This is a genomic window from Lysobacter sp. 5GHs7-4, assembly GCF_021284765.1.
Lineage (GTDB): Bacteria > Pseudomonadota > Gammaproteobacteria > Xanthomonadales > Xanthomonadaceae > Lysobacter.
The window spans coordinates 1,666,457-1,686,956 of the sequence record NZ_CP089924.1 but is presented as its reverse complement, the minus strand read 5'-3'; the positions used below and the strand labels follow the sequence as shown (position 1 = coordinate 1,686,956).

The following is a 20,500-nucleotide window of genomic DNA, read 5'->3' as shown; positions in this document are numbered from 1 at the left end:
CGCTCACTGCGCGGCTTCCAGGGCGTCCAGGTCGCCGCCGACGATCGATTCCAGATTGCGGCTGACCTTGGCCGCGTCCCACTCCCACCAGGCGATGCGCAGCAGGCGTTCGACCTGATCCGGCCGGTAGCGCATGCGCAGCACGCGCGCCGGATTGCCGCCGACGATCGCGTACGCGGGCACGTCCGCGGTCACCACCGAACGCGCGGCGACGATGGCGCCGTCGCCGACGTTCACGCCGGGCATCAGCAGCGCCTGATAGCCGATCCAGACATCGTTGCCGATCACCGTATCGCCCTTGTACGGCAGCTCCTCCGGCAACGGCGTGGTCCGCTCCCAGCCGTTGCCGAAGATATTGAAGGGATAAGTCGAGAACCCCGACATGCGGTGATTGGCGCCGTTCATGACGAAGGTCGCGCCGCGCGCGATCGCGCAATAGCGGCCGATGACCAGGCGGTCGCCGATGAACGGAAACAGGTACAGCACATTGCGCTCGAACCCTTCCGAATCCTCGGGATCGTCGTAGTAGCTGTATTCGCCGACCTGGATCTGCGGATTGTCGACGGTGTTGCGGATGTAGCAGATCTGCGGGAAGCCGCGCATCGGATGCGGGTCGTTAGGATCGGGGCCGTGCATGCGGGCTCCTGCCTGGGCCGTGGCGCCCGAGTATGCCAGCCGCCAGGATGGGCGACGCTCAATCCATTTCGTTCGTGGCATGGATGCCGTAGGACTCGATGCGGCCCACCTGTGCGATCGCGGCCTGCACGCGCTCGCGCGCGATCAGTTCGGCTTTGCGCGCGCGCCGGTCGCGATCGCCCGGCAGCGCATCGGCCTCACGGAAGCGTTGCAACCAGTACAGCGCGTCGGCGCGTTCGCTGGCGGACGCCAGCGACGCCAACAGCGCCTGCTCGGCTTCGTCCATGCGGCCGGCTTGCAGCAGCCCTTCCAACAGCACAGTCCCGTCCTCCCGACGATGCTCGCGCAAGTAAGCCAAGGCGCGCGCGACCTGCGCGGCATCGCCACGCTGCGACTGCGCGCGCAGCTCCACCAGAGCCTGCACCATGCGGCCATAGCCATTGATGTCCGTGCCCACGGCGGCGACCGTCGCCAGCGCCTCGTCCGACCGTCCCAGGGAGGCGTAGTAGTCGCCCAGATTCAGGATCTGGCTGACGTTGACGCTGTCGCCCTCGCGCCGCTCGCTGGCGCGTCGCAATTCCTGCAGGGCCTCGTCCAGACGGCCCAGCCGGCGCAAGGCGATCGCGCGGTTGTTCATCAGCCACACGCGGTACTCGGCGTCGTCGGCATAGGGCGGACGATCGGCCGGGGCATCGGCGATGGCTTTCAGTGCGTCGTCGCACAAGGCCAGGGCCTCTTCGCTGCGGCCCAACATCAGCAGGGCGCGACTGAGCTGGGTGTGCAATTGCAGCGAGTCGGGCCGCGCCGCCAACAGCGTGCGTTGCAGCTCCACCTCGCGCAGCGCCGCGTTGTCCACGTCGAAGGCCATGGCTTGGCGATCGACCAAGCCGTCGAAACGACGATCGGCGCGCAACAGGATCAGCTCGCGCGAGGCGGATATGCGCCGGATCGCCGCGCGCGCGGCGTCGGCTTCGCCGCGATCCACGCGCATCAGCGCCAGCTCGTACCAGGCCGTGTCGGCGCCCTGCCCCTTGCGCTGCCAGTTGGCGTCGTACAGCGCCTGCAAGAGATCCAGGCGGACTTGCGCGCGCGGCTCAAGCTGATGAATCAGCGCGAAGATCGATTGATCTTGAACGTGATCCAGCAATTCCGGCCAATGTTCGATCACATGGATCATCGCGCGCGCCGAGGCTGCGTGATCGCCTTGCACGCGCTCCAGCACGGACAGGCGGTACCAGTCGTCGGCTTCGTCGGGAGATAGTGCGACCACACGGCGATACAGATCGCGCGCCTGCGGGTAGTGCTGCAATTGCCAGGCATTGGTCGCCGCAGCGGACAACGTGGTGTATCGGTCCTGCACCGACAGACGCGCGAAGCGTCGGTCGTCGATAGCGGTGGCCAGGGCGCGTTCGGCCTCCGGACGGTAGGCGCATTCGGCCAATACCAGCGCGACCAGCCGACGTTTTTTATAGGTGCGGAACCAGAACGGCCGGCCCTGCCGCTCGGCGGCGACGGCCTGCGCGCCCAGATGCTCGCACTGCGCTTGCGCGGACGCATCGCCGGCCACGCACAACCCGAAAACCAGCGCGAACGCCGCCCCCGCACGCTTGAAGCCCATGTGTCCCCTGCCGGCGCATCGCCACGACCGCCCCCGATGCGGGCAGGTTAGCCGATCCCCACGCGCGGGACGAAGCGACGGGGCGCGGCGCGACCGCGCTGCGCCCCGTCGTCGCGCTCAGTACGCGATGCTGAAACGGCGGCGGCTGTGCGCGGGCTGCTCCAACTCGTCGATCAGCGCCAGCGCGTAGTCCTCGACCGAGATCTTGGAATCGCCGGCCTCGTCCACCAGCAGCTGCTCGCCGCCGAGGCGGTAGCGGCCGGTGCGTTGGCCGGGTTCGATCAGCGCGGCCGGACTGAGGTAGGTCCAGTCCAGCGTCGGCTCCTGGCGCAGCGCTTCGAGCACGTCGCGGCCGCCCAGCGCTGAGCCCTTCCACTGCGCGGGGAACTCGGGCGTGTCGACCAGTTGCAGGCCGGGGGCGACTTCCAGGCTGCCGGCGCCGCCGACCACCAGCAGGCGCGGCACGCCGGCCTGTTTGACCGCGGCGACGATCGCCGCGCTGCCGCGGTTGAAATAGTCGCGTACGTCGTCCTGGCTGTGGCCGCTGAAGGCGCTGATCACCGCGTCGTGGCCGGCCAGCTGCTGGGCCAGGCGCTGCGTGTCGAGCACGTCGGCGGCGAACGCAGTCAGGCCCGGCGCGGCCTCCAACCGCTGCGGGCGGCCGACCAGGGCAGTCACGCGATGGCCGCGCGACAGGGCTTCGTTACGCAGCGCCGAGCCGATGAAGCCGCTGGCGCCGATCAGGGCGATGTTCATGGGATTGCTCCGGTGTGGTCAGGTGGCGCTAGTATTCCCACTACAAGATTGGCCGATAAGACCAGGATTCGGACTAGAACCATGAAGCTGGACTTCACGATAGACCGCCTCAAGCGCATGGCCCTGTACGCCCGCGTGGTCGAACTGGGCTCGATGAGCGCGGCCGCGCGCGAGCTGGACATGACGCCGTCGGCGGTCAGCCAGCAGCTGCGGCGGCTGGAGGAGGAGATCGGCGTGGTGCTGCTGCACCGCTCCACCCGCAAGCTCACCACCACCGAGGCCGGCCAGGCCTACTACGAGGACTGCGCCGGCATGCTGCACGCCGCGCGCGCCGCCGAACGCCGGCTGGGCGATCTGCGCGACGAGCCGCGCGGCGAATTGCGCGTCGCCGTGCCGGTGGGCTTCGCCCGCTATCTGGCCGAGGCGCTGGCGCCGTTGCTACGTGCGCATCCGGCGCTGTCGCTGCGCCTGTTCGCCGAAGACCGTCAGATCGACCTGATCGGCGAGCGCATCGACCTGGCCGTGCGCGTGGGCACGATGGGCGATTCCAGCCTGATCGCGCGCCGTCTGACCGAGTGGCGTTATCTGCTGGTGTGCACGCCTGCGTACGCGCAGGCGCACGGGCTGCCGCAAACGCCGGAGGAACTGAGCGAACATCCGCTGCTGATCTTGAGCGTGATCAACCAACCCGAGTACGTCGAGCTGCATCGTCCGGGCGAGCCGTCGCGGCGCGTGCGCGTGGGCGGACGCATCGTCGGCAACAGCGCCGAGGCGCTCAAGCAGATGATGCTGCAGGACCTGGGCATCATGCGCCTGCCCGGGCCCGACGCGACGCAGTTGCTCGCCGACGGCGGCGTGGTCGCGGTGCTGCCGGAATGGTCGATGTCGCCGCTGGGCGTGTACGCGGTCACCGCCCAGCGCGATTCGCAACCGGCCAAGGTGCGGCTGGCGATCGCCGCACTGCAGGCCTATCTGAGCGACTGACTCAATCCAGCCGCGCCAGCGCGCGCACCGGGAAGGTTCCGGCACCGCGCACCTTGGGCGGCACGGCGCTGAAGCTGAAGCCCTGGTCCGGCAGCGCGGCCAGATTGCGCAGATGCTCGACGATCAGAATGTCGGCGCCCAGCAAGGTGCTGTGCACCGGCCGCGCGCGGCCGCGGGTGTCGTCGATGTTCATCGAATCGATGCCGACCAACTTGACCCCGCAATCGCGCAGGTACACCGCCGCGTCCTCGGTCAGGAACGGATGCCCGACCGCGTAGCTGGGATCGGCCCAATGCGCGTCCCAACCGGTGTGCACCAGCACGGCGCGGCCGCGGATTTCCTTGTCGCGGAACCAGGACGCATCGATCGCGTTGACCTGGCGATGGTCGGCGCGGATCACGATGCCTTCCAGATCCGCGCAGGCCTCGGGCCGCAATCCGGCCAGGTCGTGGCCGTGCGCGTAGCGGTGCGAGGGACAGTCGATGTAGGTGCCGGTGTTGGCGACCATTTCGATGCGCGCGATCTGGAACTCGGTGCCCTCTTCGTAGATCGCACGCGAGGCCTCGCGGCTGAGGTAGTCGCACACGCGCGCCGCCGGCATGCCCGGATACGTGACCAGGCCGTCCTCGATGGTGTGGCTGAGGTCGACGTAGACGCGACGCCCGGGATCGGCGGCCTCGCCCTTGCGCTTGTGCGCCTCGACGATGATCGCCTTGTTGAGGATGCGCGCCTGGCCGACCATCAGCAGACGCAGGTCGCGCACGATGTAGTCGACCAGCGCGGCGTCGGCGATGTCGTCGCCGTCGATGTCGAGGCGGAAATCCTGGCCCTGGATGCCGCCGCCGTTGGTGAACTCGATCTCGAAGTCGAAGCGGACGCGGTGTTGCACGGAATCGTGGGACGTGTCGTTCATGGATGTGCGGTTCCTATGCCGATCAACGCGCGCTGCGCTGGCTGAGCGCGACGCTGCCCAGGATCATCGCGCCGGCGATGCCCATGGTCAGGGTCAGCGGTTCGTCCAACAGCAGCCAGGCCCAGGCCACGCCGAACACCGGGATCAGATAGGTCACGGTGGAAGCGCGGTTGGCGCCGATGCGCGCGATCAGGCGGTAGTACATGACGAAGGCCGCGCCGGTGCACAGCACGCCCAGCAGGGTCGCCGAGAACCAGGACTTCATCGGAATCGCATGGGTCGGCCAGCTGCTGAGCGCGAACGGCAGCACCAGCAGCGCCGAAACGCCTAGCGTGGCCGAGGCGACCGCGGCCGGCGGCAGGCCGGTCAGATGACGGCGCACCAGGTTGATGCCGATGCCGTACAGGAAGGCCGCGCCGGCGCCGGCCGCCACCGCCCAGCTGATGCTGGCACCGGCGGTCTTGCCGCTGGCCAGCACCACCACGCCGAGAAAACCGACCAGCAACGCGACGCTGCGGCGCCCGCCGATCTTTTCGCCGAAGAACAGGAAGCCGACCAGCGCGGTGAACAGCACGGTCATGGCGTTGGCGATCGCGCCGATGCCGGCCGGCGCGCGTTGCGCGGCCCAGGCGAACAGCATGAAGGGCACCGCCGAGTTGATCGCGCCGATCACCACGATCTTCGGCCACAGTTTGGCCGGGAACTGCGCGCGGGCGCGCCACAGGAACGGCAGCAGCACCAGCGAGCCCAGCGCCAATCGCACCTCGACCAGCGGTATCGCGCCGAAGTCGTGCACGGCCACGCGCATGAACAGAAACGAGGCGCCCCAGATCGCGCCCAGCACGCCCAGTTCCAGCGGCGTCAGCCAGGCCCGTGTCGCGGGCGTTTCCAAGGGAACGACGGTATCGATCGAAGGCATGACGGGGCTCGCATGGGGGCGGTGGGGGTGCTGCGGTCTTGCGCTGCGGTGCGCTGCAGGTCGATCGGGCGGGCGCTCAGGGACTCGCACGCCGGTGAAGTGACGGCGGTTCGGCCGCCCGGGTCGTCGCGACCAAGGCCGTGTCCGAGCCGGGCTGCGGCAACAGCCAAATTGCTGTCTGCGACCATTGTCCTCACCCGTATCGGCGCCACAAGCGCATACTTTGGAGGTCAGGCACAAACAGGATTTGAGGCTAACCATGGCCCTGCGTTCCGACCTGCTGCCGGCGTTGGCCGCCTTCGAAGCCGCCGCCCGCCATCAGAATTTCGCCCATGCCGCCGACGAGCTGCACCTGACCGCCAGCGCGGTCAGCCACCACGTGCGCAAGCTCGAGGCACGGCTGGAGGTCAGCCTGTTCCAGCGCCACGCGCGTGGCGTGTCGCTGACCGCCGAAGGGCGCCAGCTCGCCGACGCCGCGGGCTCGGCGATGGCCGACATGGAGGGCGTGCTGCGCAGCCTGCGGGTGGCGCGCGCCGAACACGACCGCGTGCGCGTCACCACCCTGCACTCGCTGGCCTACACCTGGCTGCTGCCGCGCCTGCCCGGCTTCGTTGCCGCGCACCCGCAGTTGCGCCTGAGCGTGGACACCGAGATCGCCCTCACCCGGTTCGACGAAGGCGGCCCCGACCTGGGCATCCGCCACGGCCCCGGTCATTGGCCGGGCCTGACCGCGCATCACCTGATGGACGATTCCCTGTTTCCGGTCGCCGCGCCGAGCCTGCCCGGCGTGTCGGAATTGCGCGAGGCCGCGCAGGTCGCGCGCCTGCCGCTGATCTCCGACCACGCGCGCCAGGGCTGGCACGACTGGTTCCGCGCCGCCGAGGTGCACGGCGTCAAGCTGGACGAGCGCTACAGTTTCAGCGACACCACCGACGCCCTGCAGGCCGCGGTGCACGGCCTGGGCGCGGCGCTGGCGCGCGAACAGATCGCGGTGCCTTACCTGCGCTCGGGCGAACTGGTGCGCCTGCCCGGCCCGTCGGTGAAGGCGCGCTGGGGCTATTACGCGGTCTATCCCTCGCACCGCCGGCTGCGCGCCTCGGCGCGGCTGTTTCTGGATTGGTTGTTGGCGGTGGAGAAGGAGTGACGCCGCTGCCCGCTGCCGGGGCCTGGGTGTAGGAGCGGCGCAAGCCGCGCGCCTGCCTTCTGTGGGAGCGGCGTGAGCCGCGATGGGACTGAGTCGCTGCGAGATCACGATCGCGGCTCACGCCGCTCCCACAGAGAGCACACCCGCCTGGTTTTCCGGTCGCAACGACGGCCCTAACCCACCGCCGTCACTTCGGCTTGCGCGCGCTTCGCAGCTTCTTCTTCGGCCCCGCCTCGCGCTTGCGCAAGGCCGCTTCGTAGGCAAGATCCAGCCACGGCCGCAGATCCTCGGCCGAATCCAGCGCCGATTCGGGCGCCGACCAATAGCTCGTTTCGACCCGCTGCCCCTGCTTGAGGAAACCGAACGGGGCGCAGCCCGCCGCTTCGAAACGCGCGCGGCTGGCGTCATCGGCCTTCAGATAGAGCACATCCTCGTCGACCAGGGCGAAGAACACCTCGTCGCGGTACAAGCCGTGCCCGCCGAACATGCGCCGCACCGTGACCGTGCCGAAGCCGGCCATCAGCTCGCGCAGGTAATTCAGATAGTCGCTGCTCACCAGTACCCGGCTCCTTCCGGCGCGGACGCCGGAAGGATACGCGCATCGGATGCGGTCGGACTGTACCGATCAGACCGCATCCGCCAGGCCGCACCGATCAGAACCGGTGCCACAGCCTCACGAAGTAAGCCGCGCCATTGAGGCCGAACTGCACGCTGTCGAACACGTGGCCGTTGTCGGTCTCGTTGGGGTCCTGGCGGGTCGGCTTGACGTCGAACACGTTGGCGCCGCCGACGGTGAGCTTGGTGTTCTCGCCGAACGCGTAGGTCACGCTGATGTCGGCCGAGGTCTTGGCGTCGTAGCGCGCGTTGGGCACGCCGCCGGCGGTGCCGGAGAAGGTGCCCAGGGTCTGCGGGCCGAAGTAGATCACCTTCAGATCGCCTTCCCAGGCGCCGCGGCTGTAGTCGAAACCGACCACGGCCTTGGACTTGGGCGCGCCCTGCTCGATGAACAGACGCTCGCGCTCGGACAGCAGCACGTCCTCGCGCCCGACCAGGGCCGGCGGCGCGTGGATGCCGGTGACCTTGGTGCGGTTGAGGTTGAGCGCGACGAAGGTGCCGAGCTTGCCGCCGCCCCACTCCGCCTCGTGATTGAAGGTCAGGTCCACGCCCTCGGTCTTGGTGTCGACCGAGTTGACGAAGAACTGCGCCTGGCCCACGCCCAGCGACTGCAGGATCGCGCCGATGGTCGGATCGGTGGTGTCGAAGCGGCCGCTGAGCACGATGCGGTCGTCGATGTTGATGCGGTAGGCGTCCAGCGTGAACGAGGTGTTCGCGGTCGGCGACCAGGTCAGGCCCAGCGTGTAGTTGCGCGAAGTTTCGTCCTGCAGCAGCGGCAGGCCGGCGGCGTTGGCGATGGTGCCGCCGTTGGGCGCGATCACCACGTCCACCGGTTCGCCGTTGATGAAGTCGGTGATGGTGGAGGAGAAGTACTTCTGCTGCAGCGACGGCGCGCGGAAGCCGGTGCTGGCCGAGGCGCGCAGCATCAGGGTATCGGTGGCACGGAAACCGGCGGCGAGCTTGCCGGTCAGGGTGTCGCCGAAGTCGCTGTAGTCCTCGTAGCGCAGCGCGAAACCGGTGGTCAGGCGGTCGGTGAAGTCCGCTTCCAGGTCCACGTAGGCGGCCCAGCTGTCGCGCTCGTGGCTGCCGGCGTCGCTGGGCTGGAAGCCCGGGAAGCCCTGGCTGCCCGCATTACCGCCCACGCCCACGCCGTCGGCGTCGATGTAGGAACCCGGCTCGCCGGCGTAGATGCTGTAGCGCTCGTCGCGGCGTTCCAGACCGAAGGCGGCGTTGAAGCCGTTGAAGACGGTGTCGAAGTAGCGGCTGACGTCGAAGTTGTAGGTGTTCTGGCGGAACGAGAACCCACCGGCATCGAAGCGGCTGGCGCTGACGCCGCGGCCGCCATTTTGCAGATCGAGGTTGGCGATGGAAGCGTTGAGGGTGTGGTTGATGTCGTAGCGCAGCTCGTTGTAGCCGTAGGTGGCCGACAGGTCGGCCTGCCATTCGCCCATGCCCCAACGCAGACCGACGGTGCCGAAGCGGTCTTCCAGGTCGCCGTCGATGAAGGGCACGAAGCCGTTGGGGTACATGGCCTCGGAGTTGCGCGAGGGGATGTCTTCCGAACCGATGCCCTCGCGCGCGAACGCGGCCGAGGACGCATCGCGGTTCTGCAGGCCGGCGGTGAAGTACAGCGTGGCGTTCTCGCTCAGCGGCTTTTCGCCGTTGAGGAACAGGGTCTGATTGCGGATCTTGGAGTCGCCGATGATGCGCGGGCTGCCCTTGGGTTCGGAGCGGTCGGAACGGCCGCGGTCCTGATACTCCACGGTGATGCCGAGCACGCCGTCGGTGCCCAGGCCGACGCCGCAGTAGCCCGAGGCCAGCCAGTTCTCGCCGTCGCCGCGCGAGTATTGGCCCCAGCCGGCCACCGCTTCGCAGCCCTTGCGCTTCTTCAGCGCGATGTTCATCACGCCGGCGATCGCGTCCGAGCCGTACTGGGCGGCGGCGCCGTCGCGCAGGATCTCGACGCTGTCGATGGCCATCAGCGGGATGGTGTTGAGGTCGGTGCCGGTGTTGCCGCGGTTACGTGCGCCGAACAGGTTGACCAGGGCGGTGGTGTGATGGCGCTTGCCGTTGACCAACACCAGCGTCTGATCCGAACCCAGCCCGCGCAGCGCGGCCGAGTCGATCAGGTCGGCGCCGTCGGCGCCGGTCTGGCGGGTGGAGTTGAACGAAGGCGCGGCGTACTGCAGCGACTGCGCCAGATCGAACTGCGCGCCCTCCTCGGTGGCCTGCGCCATCGGCAGCACGTCCACGGGCGAGATCGAGGCGGTGTCGGAGGAACGCTGGCTGCGACGCGAGCCGAGCACGGACACGGTGTCCAGGGTCTTGGCCTCGCTGGCCGGCTCGGCCGGCGCGGCGGCGTCCTGGGCCAAGGCCGGCGAGACGGCGGCCAGGCCACCGGCCAGGCAGAGCGCGTAGTGGACGGCGCGGAACAAGCGTGCACGCGGGAAACGGGTGCGGTGTTGCGTCATTGGCCTAACCCCAGGTGTCGAAACTGGCGCCTAGCCTAAGCCGACTCGCCGCCGAATGGCCAAAATCCGTAAAGAATCCGCTAAGAATTTGCAAAGCAGGTCCGGTATACGCCCCGGCCCGGCTCGCGACCGCCTCAGCCGGCCCGGCCGCGACGCCCCAGCAGACGGTCGACCCCGAGCAGCCCGGCGCCGAACGCCAGGAACAACGCCAGCACCCCACCGGCATTGCGCAGCACCGTCGGCCAGCCCAGCTGCAGCACGTCCAGGAACGGATACGGGTACTGCTGCACGGCCGCGCCGCGCAGGAAGGTCCACACCAGGTAGCAGGCCGGAAACCACAGCCAGCGCCACAGGTCGCGCCCGCCCAGGCGGCCGTGCGGCACCGCCAGCAGCCACCACGCCAGATACAGGGCCGGCGTCGCGTAGTGCAGGCCGGAGTCCACCCACCATTGCGCGCCTTGCGGCTGCCACAGGTGGCGCAGGACGACGAAGTAGACCGTGCCGGTCACCCCGATCGCCAGCGCGACCCCGCCGCGCACGCGCGCGCCCGCCAGCCAGCGCCCCAGCCGCGCACCGCCGCCCAGCGCGGCCTGCACGCAGACCGCGCTGACCAGCAGGTTGCTGAGGATGGTGAAGTAGCTCAGGTAGCGCAGCGTCGCCGCCGCGGGCCCCTCGGTGTGCAGCGTCGCCGCGATCAGCAGCCAGTACTGGCCGATCAGCGCGGCCAGCGACACCGCCGCGACCAGGGCGGCCAGCGCGCGGCTCCAGGCCGGGGCCGGCTCGGGCGCGGCGGTGGAACGGGCTTCGCTGCTGGGCATGGCGCTGCGCTCTCTCCCTGGCTCGCGGCGCAGCTTCGCACGCGCACGCGCGCCGCGCATCAGGCTCGCGAGGGATAATGCGCTTCCGTCCGCGACCGCGATGCCGATGACCCCGACCGCCAAGGCGCAAGTCCAGATCCACTTTTGCGTGTTGCTGTGGGGCTTCACCGCGATCCTGGGCAAGCTGATCTCGCTGCCGGCGCTGCCGCTGGTGTGGTGGCGCATGCTGATCGTGGTCGCCGCGCTGGCCTTGCTGCCCAAGGTCTGGCGCGGCCTGCGCGCGATGCCGGCGCGCTTGCTGTGGTCCTACGCCGGCATCGGCGTGCTGGTGGCGCTGCACTGGCTGACGTTCTACGGCGCGATCAAGCTCGCCAACGCGTCCGTCGCCGCGACCTGCATCGCGTTGGCGACGGTGTTCACCGCGCTGATCGAACCCAAGCTGGCCAAGCGCCGGTTCTCCAAGCGCGAACTCGCCTTGGGCGTGGCGGTGCTGCCAGGTGTGGCGCTGGTGGTCGGCGGCGTCCCGCACGGGATGCGCCTGGGCGTGGCGGTCGGCGCGCTGTCGGCGCTGCTGGTGGCGCTGTTCTCCTCGCTCAACAAGCGCCTGGTCGAACACGGCGATCCGCTGACCGTGACCGCGCTGGAACTCGGCGCCGGCACGCTGGCGCTGACCGCGCTGGCGCCGGTGATGCCGCTGCTGTTCCCGGCCTTCGCCGGCGAGCTGCTGGTGCTGCCCGGCGCGCGCGACGCGGCGCTGCTGGTGCTGCTGTCGCTGGTCTGCACCCTGCTGCCGTTCGCGCTGTCGCTGGTGGCGCTGCGCCACATGACCGCGTTCGCCGCGCAGCTGGCGATCAACCTGGAGCCGGTCTACGCGATCGTGCTGGCCATCGCCTTGCTGGGCGAGCAGCGCGAACTGAGCACGCTGTTCTACGTCGGCGTGGCGATCATCCTGTCGGCGGTGTTCGTGCACCCCTTGATCAGCCGCCCGCGCGGCGCGCCGCAGCCGGAGCTGTTGGGCACGTCCGAGGCCAAGCAGGTGTCGGAGTAGGCGTTCGCGATAAGGGCATCGATGCCGCGGCGTCGCCTTGCCCGGCCGATCACTCCAAGCGCGTATCCAGACCCGCCGCCGCGCGCCGGATCAGCCAGGGCTCGATCAGCTTGAGCGCGATGCGACGGGTACGCGTTTGCGGGCGTATGGGGATCCTTCCGCGTGGGAGACGTCTGCCGCAATACCGGACGGCTGCGCGAACGCGGCAGGCACCCGCGTAACCGTCAGCGACGGCATTGCGCGCCGATCCAGTCGGCCGCATCGCCGATCGGATCGGCGGACTGCACGTCGGGCACGAGTTCCTGCTCGTAGGCGCGTCCGTTGCGATCCAGTGTCGCGGAGGTGGTCAGCAACAACAGGCCGCCGTTCGGCAAACGTATCGTGGCGTTCGAGGTCGAATAGCCCGCCGTCTCCGTACCAAAGAAGCGGACATTGGCCTGACCGCGGAACATGATCGGCGTGATCTCGCCCGAGCTGGCCGAATGCTTGCCGATCACGAACGCGATGGACTTCGGCAGGCGCGGCGGCAGCTGGCTCAGCACCTGGTTGAGAAAGTGCGCACCGCCGTCGTAGTGAATGATTCCGCCTCGGTTTTCGATGACGATCTCCCCGCCCTTGGCATCGCGAAACGCACCGACCTGTCCCTCCGACAACAACGGCGCCAAGCCGATCAGCATCGGCCACATGTTGCCGCCCGTGTTCGACGAGAAATCCAGGATCAGGCCGCAATCGGACACTTGCAGCGAACGGATCAGGCTCTCGCGCACGCTGACGGCCGCGGCGCGTTGTTCCTGGGCGTTGCCGCTCCAGGCATTGATCCGCAGCACCGGGATGCCTTGCCGGGCCGGAAGCTCGACGGCGATTGCCGGAACCGCGGCGGCGGCGGCGGAACCCGCCGCGGGCGGTCGGGTTTGATTGGCCGAACGGTAGAAGGTGTGCCGGTCGCCCAGCGCACTCACCACATACGCGATCGCGGCGTCTTCGCCCTCGCTGCGCTCGACGGCCGCGGCCTGGGTCTCCACCTGCGGCCAGTCGACGCGCGAAGAGCGATACGCCCGTTCCTTGGCCGTGGCGATGACCATGCTCAGACTCTCCGCCGCCTGCGCCGTCAGTGTCGCGGCCAACAACGAGAACGCCAGCAGGATGCGCATGCGACCGGTTCCACCAGGGAGGTGGGGCCGATTCTGGCCGTCGCGTCGCGAGCCGGTCAAACCCGGCGGGACGGCCCGAAGTCGGCGCCCCCGCAGACACGAACGCCCGCGCCGACTATCCTGCGCCAGGTCCATGCTCACGCCCCAGGAACCCCGATGAACCCGAACACCCAACAGGATCTCGCCCGTCTGTTCATGCGCATCGTCCTGGGCGCGCTGATCCTGTTGCACGGCATCGCCAAGCTCAAGGGCGGCATGGGCGGCATCGTGCGCCTGGTCGAATCCCACGGCCTGCCCGGCTTCCTCGGCTACGGCGTGCTGCTGGGCGAAGTGTTGGCGCCGATCCTGCTGATCGTGGGCTGGCATGCGCGCGTCGGCGGCGCCCTGATCGCGATCAACATGCTGTTCGCGATCTTTCTGGTCCATCTGGGCCAGCTCAACAGCCTCAACGACCAGGGCGGCTGGGCGTTGGAACTGCAGGCGATGTTCCTGGTCTCGGGCGTGGCCATCGCCCTGCTCGGTCCGGGCAGCTTCAGCGCCAACGGAAAATAAAGGCGCACCTGAGCGTGCGGTTCGGACGCGCTCGCGAGGCTGCGTCCGGTGCTTGGGATAGTCTGGAGGCTACGAGCGCAGCTCCTGCCCTACGGCTGCGTTTTTTGCTTGCAAACCTCAATCAGCGCATCGGCCGAGACGCACCAGACTCGTAGACTTTCGATGTAGTCTTCCAGGTACCACACATAGGTTTCCGCTGCGTCGTTTTCGTACCGACGGGCGTTCTTGATAGCCTCCACCGCCTTTGCCGCATCGTAGGCGTTGCCGAGCAGGGGAATCTGCGCCACTGCGTGGTCGAGCAGCTTGAGCACGGCCTCGGCATTGAAACGCTTTTCATTGGGCTCGAATATCTGCTCGAACAAGGTACTCGCGAGCGACAGGGCCAGAGACCCCGGCGAAGGCTTCAATCCCTGTACTTGGAGCTCAATTTCCCGCCTGCTAAGAAAAAAGCGGTAGGTCTGTTTCTGGATTGCATAAAACGTCTTCGCCAACCGTCGCTGCGCCTCATCGGGCGCAGCAGCGATCGCTCTATTCGCTTCAGCCAGCTGCCGCTCATACCATTCCTGTTGGTCGTCATGGCCTGCATTGTCCGCATCCATACGCTCGCGGCGTGCGAGCTCGTAGCCTCCGACAGCCTCGAACAACGCTTCCGCTTTCATTGAGGCGCTTTCTGTAGCCTCCAAGGCCGACTGCTTAAGTCGACGCAAAGTGTCGGTCGTGCTGCTCGCCACCTGCTCCTGCAATTGATCCATGCGGCGCACGTAAATGGCTCCCCACCTGTCGTCCATACGCCCCCTTGTCGTCGCAGATCATCGTTATGCCAAGTGCGGGCAGCTTCAGCGCCAACAACAAGTAAGCGCGGCGCCGCTCACTCCTCGGACGCGACCACGCGGTTGCGTCCGCCGCGCTTGGCCGCGTACAGGGCCTGGTCGGCGCGCGCGAACAAGTGCTCGGCGCTTTCGCCCTCGCGCGCGGCGGCCACGCCGATGCTGGTGGTGACCGCCAGGGTCTGGGTGGTGTGCTCCACCGATTCGCGCAAGTACTCGCATTGCAGCACCGCGTCGTTCAAGCCGCGGTCGTGGATCAGCCAGACGAATTCCTCGCCGCCGTAACGCGCGACCAGACCGCTGCCGCCGCTGGCCGAACGCAGCACACGCGCGACGTCCTGCAGCACCTCGTCGCCGACCGCGTGGCCGTGGACGTCGTTGACGATCTTGAAGTGGTCGATGTCCAGCACCGCCACCGCGGTCGGGCGGCCGGCTTGCAGCGCCTGCTCCAACGCGACGGCGAACGCGCGCCGGTTGGCCAGGCCGGTCAGGACATCGGTGCGGGTCTGTTCGGTGAGGTCGGCGTTCTGCGCTTCCAGCGCCTGCTGGTAATGCTGCAGCTGCTCCTCGTACCACTGGCGCTCGTTGAGCTGGTGGCTGAGTTCGTGACTGACGCGGCGCAGCTCCATCAGGTGGGTGACCTGGCGCGACAGGGCTTCCAGCGCCTTGATCTGGAACGGCGCCAGCTCGCGCGGCTGATCGTCCAGCACGCACAAGGTGCCCACCGGATACCCGTCGGGCGTCACCAGCGGCGCGCCGGCGTAGAAACGGATATTGGGATCGCCGGTGACCAGCGGATTGCCCTGGAAGCGCGCGTCGTCGCGCGCGTCGGGCACCACCAGCACTTTCTCCGGTTCCAGGATCGCATGCGCGCAGAACGCCAGATCGCGCGGCGTTTCCTCCGCTTCCAGCCCGCGCCGGCCCTTGAACCACTGGCGCTCGGCGTCGATCAGCGACACCGTGCTCATGGGCGTGGCGCAGATCGCGCCGGCGATCGCGGTCAGGTCGTCGAACGCCGAATCCGGAGGCGTGTCCAGGATCGCGTAGCGCTGCAAGGCGGCCAGGCGCTGCGTTTCGTTGGCGGGCTTCTGCGGCTTGATCATCGTCACTCTCTTGGACAGTGGCGGCGTCGCGGCCGTGACGCGGCGACCGGCGCAGCTTCGCGCAACCGCGCGCGGCCCGCCAGCCCACGTCGCGTGCTTACAGTTTATGCACGCGGAACTTGCGCCCCTTGATCTTGCCTTCACGCAACCGTGCCAGCGCCTGCGGCGCCTGCGCGCGCGCGACGGCCACGTAGCTGCGGGTCGGGAACACGTCGATCTTGCCGACCTGGTCGGCCTTGAGGCCGGCGTCGCCGGTGAGCGCGCCCAGCACGTCGCCGGGCCGCAGCTTGTCGGTGCGGCCGGCGTCGATGCGCAAGGTCGTCATCGGCGCGGTCGGCACGTTGCTGGCGCGGCCGGCCAGCGGCGCGGCGCGTTCCCAGCGCAGCGGACGGCCCTGGCGCTCCTCGATCGGCTGCGCGCGCGCGATCTCGCGCGGGCTGCACAAGCTCAGCGCCACACCGCCGCGGCCGGCGCGACCGGTGCGGCCGATGCGGTGGATGTAGACGTCCGGATCGGTCGGCAGCTCGTAGTTCACCACCGCCGCCAGGTCCTGCACGTCCAGACCGCGCGCGGCGACGTCGCTGGCGACCAGCACGTTGCAGCTGCGGTTGGCGAAGCGCACCAGCACCTCGTCGCGGTCGCGCTGCTCCATGTCGCCGTGCAGGGCCAGCGCGGCGAAGCCGTAGTGATTGAGCGAGCCCACGACTTCCTCGGTGTCGCGGCGCATGTTGCAGAACACCACGCAGGAGTCGGGGCGGAACTCCAGCAGCAGCGCCGCCAGCAGCGGCGTCTTGCGGTCGGGCTCGACCTCGTAGAAATGCTGTTCGACCGCGGGCTGGTCGGCCGCGCCCTCGACCGTGACCTCGGCCGGCTCGCGCATCATCTTCGCCGCCAGGGTGCGGATCGCATCCGGGAACGTCGCCGAGAACAACAGGGTCTGGCGCTTGCGCGGGGTCTTGCCGACCAGCTCGCGGATCGGCTCCTCGAAGCCCATGTCGAGCATGCGGTCGGCCTCGTCCAGCACCAGCACCGACACCGCGTCCAGGCGCAGCGCTTGCTTGCGCACCAGCTCCTGCAGGCGGCCGGGCGTGCCGACCACCACGTGCGGGGCGTGCTCCAGCGAGGCCAGCTGCGGGCCCAGCGGCATGCCGCCGCACAGCACCGAGACCTTGAGGTTGGGAATCGCGAACGCGAGCTTGCGCAGCTGGCGCCCGACCTGGTCGGCCAGCTCGCGCGTGGGGCACAGCACCAAGCCCTGGGTGCGGCCGTCGGCCGGGTCCAGCTTGTGCAGCAGGCCCAGCCCGAAGGCCGCGGTCTTGCCGCTGCCGGTCGGCGCTTGCGCGATCAGGTCGCGGCCCTGCAACAGGGTCGGCAGGCCCTGGGCCTGGATGGGGGTCATGCGCTCGTAGCCGAGCGCGGCCACGCCCTGCAACAGGGCGGGCGACAGCGGGAGGGAGGCGAAATCGTCGGTCTGGCTCATGCGCCATGATCGCAGCATTGGCCCGAGCCTGCGCTCCAACCGCGCCGCGCCGTTCCCGCCGGGCTTATGCTGCCCCCGTCGGCGCCGGCCGCAGCCGCCGGCGCCACCGATCTGGGAGCGCGCATGGAGCCGCAATTCGTCCACGTCCGGATCCTACTCGGCATCGTCCTGGGCCTGGCGATCACCACCCTGCTCAAGGGCATGGCGCGCTTCGTCCAGCACCCGGGCCGCGAACGCATCTACTGGGTGCACCTGGGCTGGGCGCTGTCGATGTTCGTGTTGCTCACCCATTTCTGGTGGTGGGAGTTCCGCCTGATCCACGTCCATCCGTGGAGCTTCACCGCCTACGCGTTCCTGATCGTGTACGTGGTGGTGCTGTTCCTGCTGTGCACCCTGCTGTTTCCCGACGACATCGGCGACTACAGCGGCTGGCAGGATTATTTCCAGTCGCGCCGCGGCTGGTTCTTCGGAATCATGGCGCTGAGCTACGCGATCGACCTCATCGACACCGCGATCAAGGGCCGCGCCTATTTCGCCAGCATGGGGCCGGAGTATCCACTGCGGAACCTCGCCTACATCGCTGCGTGCCTGATCGCGATACGCACGCGCGCGGAGTGGTTCCACCGCGCGTTCGTGATCGCCGGCATCGTCTACGAGCTGTCGTGGATCTACCGGCTGTACGACTTCCTCGACTGAACCCTTCGGGTCGCGATGCCGTCCGTCGGCGTGCGCTTGACAGCGGCCCTGGCAAGAAATAAACATTTAGCGAATTAGTTAAATATTGAAATCACATCCGCGCCCCGCCACGGCGCGGAACGCCGAAGGTTCAGCCGGAGTCGCCCATGGATGTACTGCCCGACAGCCTGCGCACGCACCGCGTGCGCGCTTCCAGCGATAGCGCCCTCGCCGTGCGCTCGGTCAGCCGGGGCCGCGTGGCCTGGGAGCCGGTGCGTTCGCTGTGGTTCACCGCCATGGCGCTGGGCGCCTCGATAGGCGGCGCGCTGACCTTCAGCCTGTCGGCCCTGGTCCTGTTCGTCGCCAGCACCGCTACCGTGCTCCTGCTCGGCCATTCCCTGGGCATGCATCGCAAACTGATCCACGACAGCTACGACTGCCCGAAGTGGCTGGAGTACCTGCTGGTCTACTGCGGTGTGCAGGTCGGCCTGGCCGGCCCGCTGGGCCTGGTCCGCGCCCACGACCTGCGCGACTACGCTCAGCGCCTGCCGCATTGCCACGACTTCCTCGCCCATCGCCAACCGTTCCTGATCGACGCCTGGTGGCAGCTGCATTGCGAACTGCGATTGCAGAATCCGCCGCCGATCGCGATCGAGGCGCGCATCGCCGACGACGCCTTCTACCGTTTCCTGCAACGCACCTGGATGCTGCAGCACCTGCCTTGGGCGCTGCTGTTCTTCGCGCTCGGCGGCTGGGGCTGGGTGTGCTGGGGCGTGTGCGCGCGCGTGACCGCGGGCGTGTTCGGCCACTGGTTGATCGGCCATTTCGCCCACAACCAGGGCGACATGCACCACGAGGTGCGCGGCGCCGCGGTGCAAGGACGCAACGTGCGCTTCGCCTCGCTGCTGACCATGGGCGAGAGCTGGCACAACAACCACCACGCGTTTCCGGGCTCGGCGCGGTTGGGGCTGTATGCGGGCGAATGGGATCCGGGCTGGTGGACGCTGCGCGCGCTGGAACGCATCGGTTGGGTGAGCCGGCTGCGCTTGCCCGAGGATCTGCCGGCGCGGCCGGAGCTGCATCGCCTGCCCGAACCGGCACCGGCGCCGTGCGCGTTCTGTCAGGGGCTGCGCGCGCGGGTGCTGCCGTGAACGGCCGCGTTCCGTCGACGCCAGCGACACCTTCGCGGCGCTGGCATTGGCTGTGGCCATTGGTCGCGGGCGTGGCAACCGGACTGGCCTTGCGCACAGTTTTCAATGGCCGGCTCGACGGCCGCTACGAGGCCATGATGTTCTCGTTCATGGTGCTGGCGCCGCTGCTGGTCGGCATGGTCGCGGTTTACGTAGCCGAGCGACATGTGCGCCATGGCTGGGGGCATCACGCTGGCGTCGGCGCCCTGGCGAACATCATTTTCACCGTGGGCACACTGGCGATCGGCCAGGAAGGCCTGATCTGCGTGATCATCGCCGTACCGATGTTCGCGACCATCGGCGCCGTCGGCGGCCTGTTGATGGGCGCCATCTGCCGTTACCTGAAGCGCCCCCGCCAGACCCTGTACGGCTTCGTGCTGCTGCCGCTGGCCCTGGGCGCGATCGAAAATCCCAACCCCGAAGGCCGCGTCGAACGCGTCGAGCGCCGCATCCTCATCGCCGCGCCGCCGGCGGAAGTCTGGCGTCAGCTGATGACCGTCGACGCCATCCGCGCGGACGAAGTCGACAGCGCCTGGACCTACCGCATCGGCGTGCCCAAGCCGCTGGCCGGCGTCGTGCGCGAAACGCCGACCGGCCTGGTGCGCGAAGTGACCATGGGCAAGGGCATCCACTTCCAGCAGATGTCGACCGATTGGCAGCCGCAGCGTTACGTCAACTGGCGCTACCACTTCGATGCCGACTCGGTGCCGGCCGGCGCACTCGACGACCATGTGCGCATCGGCGGCAAATATTTCGACCTGCTGGACACCGCCTACACCCTGACCCCGCGCGCTGGCGGCACCGAGCTGTCCATGACCCTGGACTACCGCGTCAGCACCGCCTTCGACTGGTACGCCGCACCGCTGGGGCGCTGGTTGCTGGGCGGTCAAAGCGAAACCCTGCTGGCCTTCTACCGGCGCCGCGCCGAAGCCCGGCACCGCCCGGCCGCCCATCCTCCAGCGGGCTGAGGCCGCTTTCGGAGCCATTCGACCCCGGCTGTGATATTTCGCCCCCACCCCGCGAATCATGTGTTCGACTAGGGCGGAACCGGCGGCAGCGGCGATGGAACGGGCGGAATCACAGGGGGCGATCGGCATGGACAAGGCGCGGCAGCGCTTCGGCGAACTGCTGGAAGCGCATCGCAAGATCGTGTTCAAGGTCGGCAATACCTATTGCCGGCACCCCGACGATCGCGCCGACCTGGCCCAGGAGATCGCCACCCAGCTGTGGCGCGCCTACCCCAGCTACGACCCCGCGCGACCGTTCTCGACCTGGATGTACCGGATCGCGCTGAACGTGGCGATCTCCTACGTGCGTAACGAAAGCCCGCGTCAGCGCAACGCCGTGCCCCTGGACGAAGACCTGCACGAGCTCGCCGACGAAGCCGCCGGCGACCCCGAAAGCGCCCAGCGCGTGCGCGACCTGCACCGTTTCATCGGCCAGCTGGAACCGCTCAATCGCGCGCTGTTGCTGCTGTACCTGGAAGACCGCAGCTATCGCGAGATCGCCGAAGTGCTGGGCATCAGCGAAACCAACGTGGCCACCAAGATCAGCCGGCTCAAACAACGCATACGCAGCGAAATGCCGGCCTGACGCCAGC

At 68.6% G+C, this 20,500-nt stretch carries 20 protein-coding genes; 8 read left to right on the top strand and 12 right to left on the bottom strand.

Annotation, left to right across the window (positions count from 1 at the left end):
* Positions 1–3: 3 nt before the first annotated feature.
* The 3 genes from LVB77_RS21300 to LVB77_RS07380 form a co-directional block, all read right to left on the bottom strand.
* The gene (locus LVB77_RS21300; RefSeq protein WP_305068929.1) at positions 4–636 is read right to left on the bottom strand and encodes a CatB-related O-acetyltransferase; all 633 of its coding nucleotides are present in this window, start codon (positions 634–636) and stop codon (positions 4–6) included.
* Positions 637–694: 58 nt separating this feature from the next.
* On the bottom strand, positions 695–2,254 hold the full coding sequence (locus LVB77_RS07385; RefSeq protein WP_232909507.1) for a tetratricopeptide repeat protein: 1,560 nt from the start codon (positions 2,252–2,254) through the stop codon (positions 695–697).
* 117 nt (positions 2,255–2,371) lie between these two features.
* On the bottom strand, positions 2,372–3,010 hold the full coding sequence (locus tag LVB77_RS07380) for an NAD(P)-dependent oxidoreductase (protein ID WP_232909506.1): 639 nt from the start codon (positions 3,008–3,010) through the stop codon (positions 2,372–2,374).
* Positions 3,011–3,091: 81 nt separating this feature from the next.
* Here LVB77_RS07380 and LVB77_RS07375 point away from each other — a divergent pair, with 81 nt between their 5' ends.
* Complete coding sequence (locus LVB77_RS07375) at positions 3,092–3,994, top strand: LysR family transcriptional regulator (protein ID WP_232909505.1); 903 nt, start codon at positions 3,092–3,094, stop codon at positions 3,992–3,994.
* Between the two features lies 1 nt (position 3,995).
* On the opposite strand, the gene LVB77_RS07370 is transcribed toward LVB77_RS07375, so the two are convergent.
* A complete protein-coding gene (locus LVB77_RS07370; RefSeq protein ID WP_232909504.1) occupies positions 3,996–4,907 on the bottom strand; it encodes a cyclase family protein in 912 nt (303 codons plus the stop codon).
* 22 nt (positions 4,908–4,929) lie between these two features.
* Positions 4,930–5,826, bottom strand: coding sequence for a DMT family transporter (locus tag LVB77_RS07365; protein ID WP_232909503.1), 897 nt, complete (start codon positions 5,824–5,826; stop codon positions 4,930–4,932).
* A gap of 259 nt (positions 5,827–6,085) precedes the next feature.
* Here LVB77_RS07365 and LVB77_RS07360 point away from each other — a divergent pair, with 259 nt between their 5' ends.
* Positions 6,086–6,970, top strand: coding sequence for a LysR substrate-binding domain-containing protein (locus LVB77_RS07360; RefSeq protein WP_232909502.1), 885 nt, complete (start codon positions 6,086–6,088; stop codon positions 6,968–6,970).
* A gap of 187 nt (positions 6,971–7,157) precedes the next feature.
* Here the strand turns inward: LVB77_RS07360 and LVB77_RS07355 are convergent, their stop codons facing one another.
* The 3 genes from LVB77_RS07355 to LVB77_RS07345 all read right to left on the bottom strand — a co-directional run bounded on the left by LVB77_RS07355 (position 7,158) and on the right by LVB77_RS07345 (position 10,874).
* Positions 7,158–7,526 (bottom strand): TfoX/Sxy family protein, encoded by a 369-nt coding sequence (locus tag LVB77_RS07355; RefSeq protein WP_232909501.1) that lies wholly within the window; start codon positions 7,524–7,526, stop codon positions 7,158–7,160.
* Between the two features lie 97 nt (positions 7,527–7,623).
* Positions 7,624–10,056 (bottom strand): TonB-dependent receptor, encoded by a 2,433-nt coding sequence (locus LVB77_RS07350; RefSeq protein ID WP_232909500.1) that lies wholly within the window; start codon positions 10,054–10,056, stop codon positions 7,624–7,626.
* Positions 10,057–10,190: 134 nt separating this feature from the next.
* Positions 10,191–10,874, bottom strand: a complete 684-nt coding sequence (locus LVB77_RS07345; protein ID WP_232909499.1) for a Pr6Pr family membrane protein — start codon at positions 10,872–10,874, stop codon at positions 10,191–10,193.
* Positions 10,875–10,974: 100 nt separating this feature from the next.
* Between LVB77_RS07345 and LVB77_RS07340 the strand changes: the two genes are divergently transcribed.
* Complete coding sequence (locus LVB77_RS07340) at positions 10,975–11,922, top strand: DMT family transporter (RefSeq protein WP_232909498.1); 948 nt, start codon at positions 10,975–10,977, stop codon at positions 11,920–11,922.
* Between the two features lie 224 nt (positions 11,923–12,146).
* On the opposite strand, the gene LVB77_RS07335 is transcribed toward LVB77_RS07340, so the two are convergent.
* The gene (locus tag LVB77_RS07335; RefSeq protein WP_232909497.1) at positions 12,147–13,073 is read right to left on the bottom strand and encodes a S41 family peptidase; all 927 of its coding nucleotides are present in this window, start codon (positions 13,071–13,073) and stop codon (positions 12,147–12,149) included.
* A 156-nt stretch (positions 13,074–13,229) separates the two neighbouring features.
* On the opposite strand from LVB77_RS07335, the gene LVB77_RS07330 reads away from it, so the two are divergent.
* Complete coding sequence (locus tag LVB77_RS07330; RefSeq protein WP_232909496.1) at positions 13,230–13,625, top strand: DoxX family protein; 396 nt, start codon at positions 13,230–13,232, stop codon at positions 13,623–13,625.
* Positions 13,626–13,714: 89 nt separating this feature from the next.
* On the opposite strand, the gene LVB77_RS07325 is transcribed toward LVB77_RS07330, so the two are convergent.
* From LVB77_RS07325 to dbpA, 3 genes are all read right to left on the bottom strand, one after another.
* Positions 13,715–14,413: a hypothetical protein gene (locus LVB77_RS07325; RefSeq protein WP_232909495.1), complete on the bottom strand. Its 699-nt coding sequence runs from the start codon at positions 14,411–14,413 to the stop codon at positions 13,715–13,717.
* Positions 14,414–14,493: 80 nt separating this feature from the next.
* Positions 14,494–15,555, bottom strand: a complete 1,062-nt coding sequence (locus LVB77_RS07320; RefSeq protein ID WP_232909494.1) for a sensor domain-containing diguanylate cyclase — start codon at positions 15,553–15,555, stop codon at positions 14,494–14,496.
* Between the two features lie 97 nt (positions 15,556–15,652).
* On the bottom strand, positions 15,653–17,035 hold the full coding sequence (gene dbpA / locus LVB77_RS07315; protein WP_232909493.1) for an ATP-dependent RNA helicase DbpA: 1,383 nt from the start codon (positions 17,033–17,035) through the stop codon (positions 15,653–15,655).
* A 123-nt stretch (positions 17,036–17,158) separates the two neighbouring features.
* On the opposite strand from dbpA, the gene LVB77_RS07310 reads away from it, so the two are divergent.
* From LVB77_RS07310 to LVB77_RS07295, 4 genes are all read left to right on the top strand, one after another.
* A complete protein-coding gene (locus LVB77_RS07310) occupies positions 17,159–17,731 on the top strand; it encodes a hypothetical protein (protein WP_232909492.1) in 573 nt (190 codons plus the stop codon).
* 146 nt (positions 17,732–17,877) lie between these two features.
* Entirely contained in the window at positions 17,878–18,861 is a 984-nt protein-coding gene (locus LVB77_RS07305; RefSeq protein WP_232909491.1) for an acyl-CoA desaturase, read from the top strand.
* A gap of 89 nt (positions 18,862–18,950) precedes the next feature.
* Positions 18,951–19,868, top strand: coding sequence for an SRPBCC family protein (locus LVB77_RS07300; RefSeq protein WP_232909490.1), 918 nt, complete (start codon positions 18,951–18,953; stop codon positions 19,866–19,868).
* A 127-nt stretch (positions 19,869–19,995) separates the two neighbouring features.
* Complete coding sequence (locus LVB77_RS07295; RefSeq protein WP_232909489.1) at positions 19,996–20,493, top strand: sigma-70 family RNA polymerase sigma factor; 498 nt, start codon at positions 19,996–19,998, stop codon at positions 20,491–20,493.
* Positions 20,494–20,500: the final 7 nt, after the last annotated feature.

Coding starts and splice junctions, on each gene's coding strand:
- LVB77_RS07320 (WP_232909494.1), bottom strand. CDS start 15,555: ATGATCAAGCCGCAGAAGCCCGCCAACGAAACGCAGCGCCTGGCCGCC.
- LVB77_RS07345 (WP_232909499.1), bottom strand. CDS start 10,874: ATGCCCAGCAGCGAAGCCCGTTCCACCGCCGCGCCCGAGCCGGCCCCG.
- LVB77_RS07340 (WP_232909498.1), top strand. CDS start 10,975: ATGCCGATGACCCCGACCGCCAAGGCGCAAGTCCAGATCCACTTTTGC.
- dbpA (WP_232909493.1), bottom strand. CDS start 17,035: ATGAGCCAGACCGACGATTTCGCCTCCCTCCCGCTGTCGCCCGCCCTG.
- LVB77_RS07305 (WP_232909491.1), top strand. CDS start 17,878: ATGGATGTACTGCCCGACAGCCTGCGCACGCACCGCGTGCGCGCTTCC.
- LVB77_RS07365 (WP_232909503.1), bottom strand. CDS start 5,826: ATGCCTTCGATCGATACCGTCGTTCCCTTGGAAACGCCCGCGACACGG.
- LVB77_RS07330 (WP_232909496.1), top strand. CDS start 13,230: ATGAACCCGAACACCCAACAGGATCTCGCCCGTCTGTTCATGCGCATC.
- LVB77_RS07385 (WP_232909507.1), bottom strand. CDS start 2,254: ATGGGCTTCAAGCGTGCGGGGGCGGCGTTCGCGCTGGTTTTCGGGTTG.
- LVB77_RS07295 (WP_232909489.1), top strand. CDS start 19,996: ATGGACAAGGCGCGGCAGCGCTTCGGCGAACTGCTGGAAGCGCATCGC.
- LVB77_RS07335 (WP_232909497.1), bottom strand. CDS start 13,073: ATGCGCATCCTGCTGGCGTTCTCGTTGTTGGCCGCGACACTGACGGCG.
- LVB77_RS07375 (WP_232909505.1), top strand. CDS start 3,092: ATGAAGCTGGACTTCACGATAGACCGCCTCAAGCGCATGGCCCTGTAC.
- LVB77_RS07350 (WP_232909500.1), bottom strand. CDS start 10,056: ATGACGCAACACCGCACCCGTTTCCCGCGTGCACGCTTGTTCCGCGCC.
- LVB77_RS07325 (WP_232909495.1), bottom strand. CDS start 14,413: ATGGACGACAGGTGGGGAGCCATTTACGTGCGCCGCATGGATCAATTG.
- LVB77_RS21300 (WP_305068929.1), bottom strand. CDS start 636: ATGCACGGCCCCGATCCTAACGACCCGCATCCGATGCGCGGCTTCCCG.
- LVB77_RS07380 (WP_232909506.1), bottom strand. CDS start 3,010: ATGAACATCGCCCTGATCGGCGCCAGCGGCTTCATCGGCTCGGCGCTG.
- LVB77_RS07370 (WP_232909504.1), bottom strand. CDS start 4,907: ATGAACGACACGTCCCACGATTCCGTGCAACACCGCGTCCGCTTCGAC.
- LVB77_RS07360 (WP_232909502.1), top strand. CDS start 6,086: ATGGCCCTGCGTTCCGACCTGCTGCCGGCGTTGGCCGCCTTCGAAGCC.
- LVB77_RS07310 (WP_232909492.1), top strand. CDS start 17,159: ATGGAGCCGCAATTCGTCCACGTCCGGATCCTACTCGGCATCGTCCTG.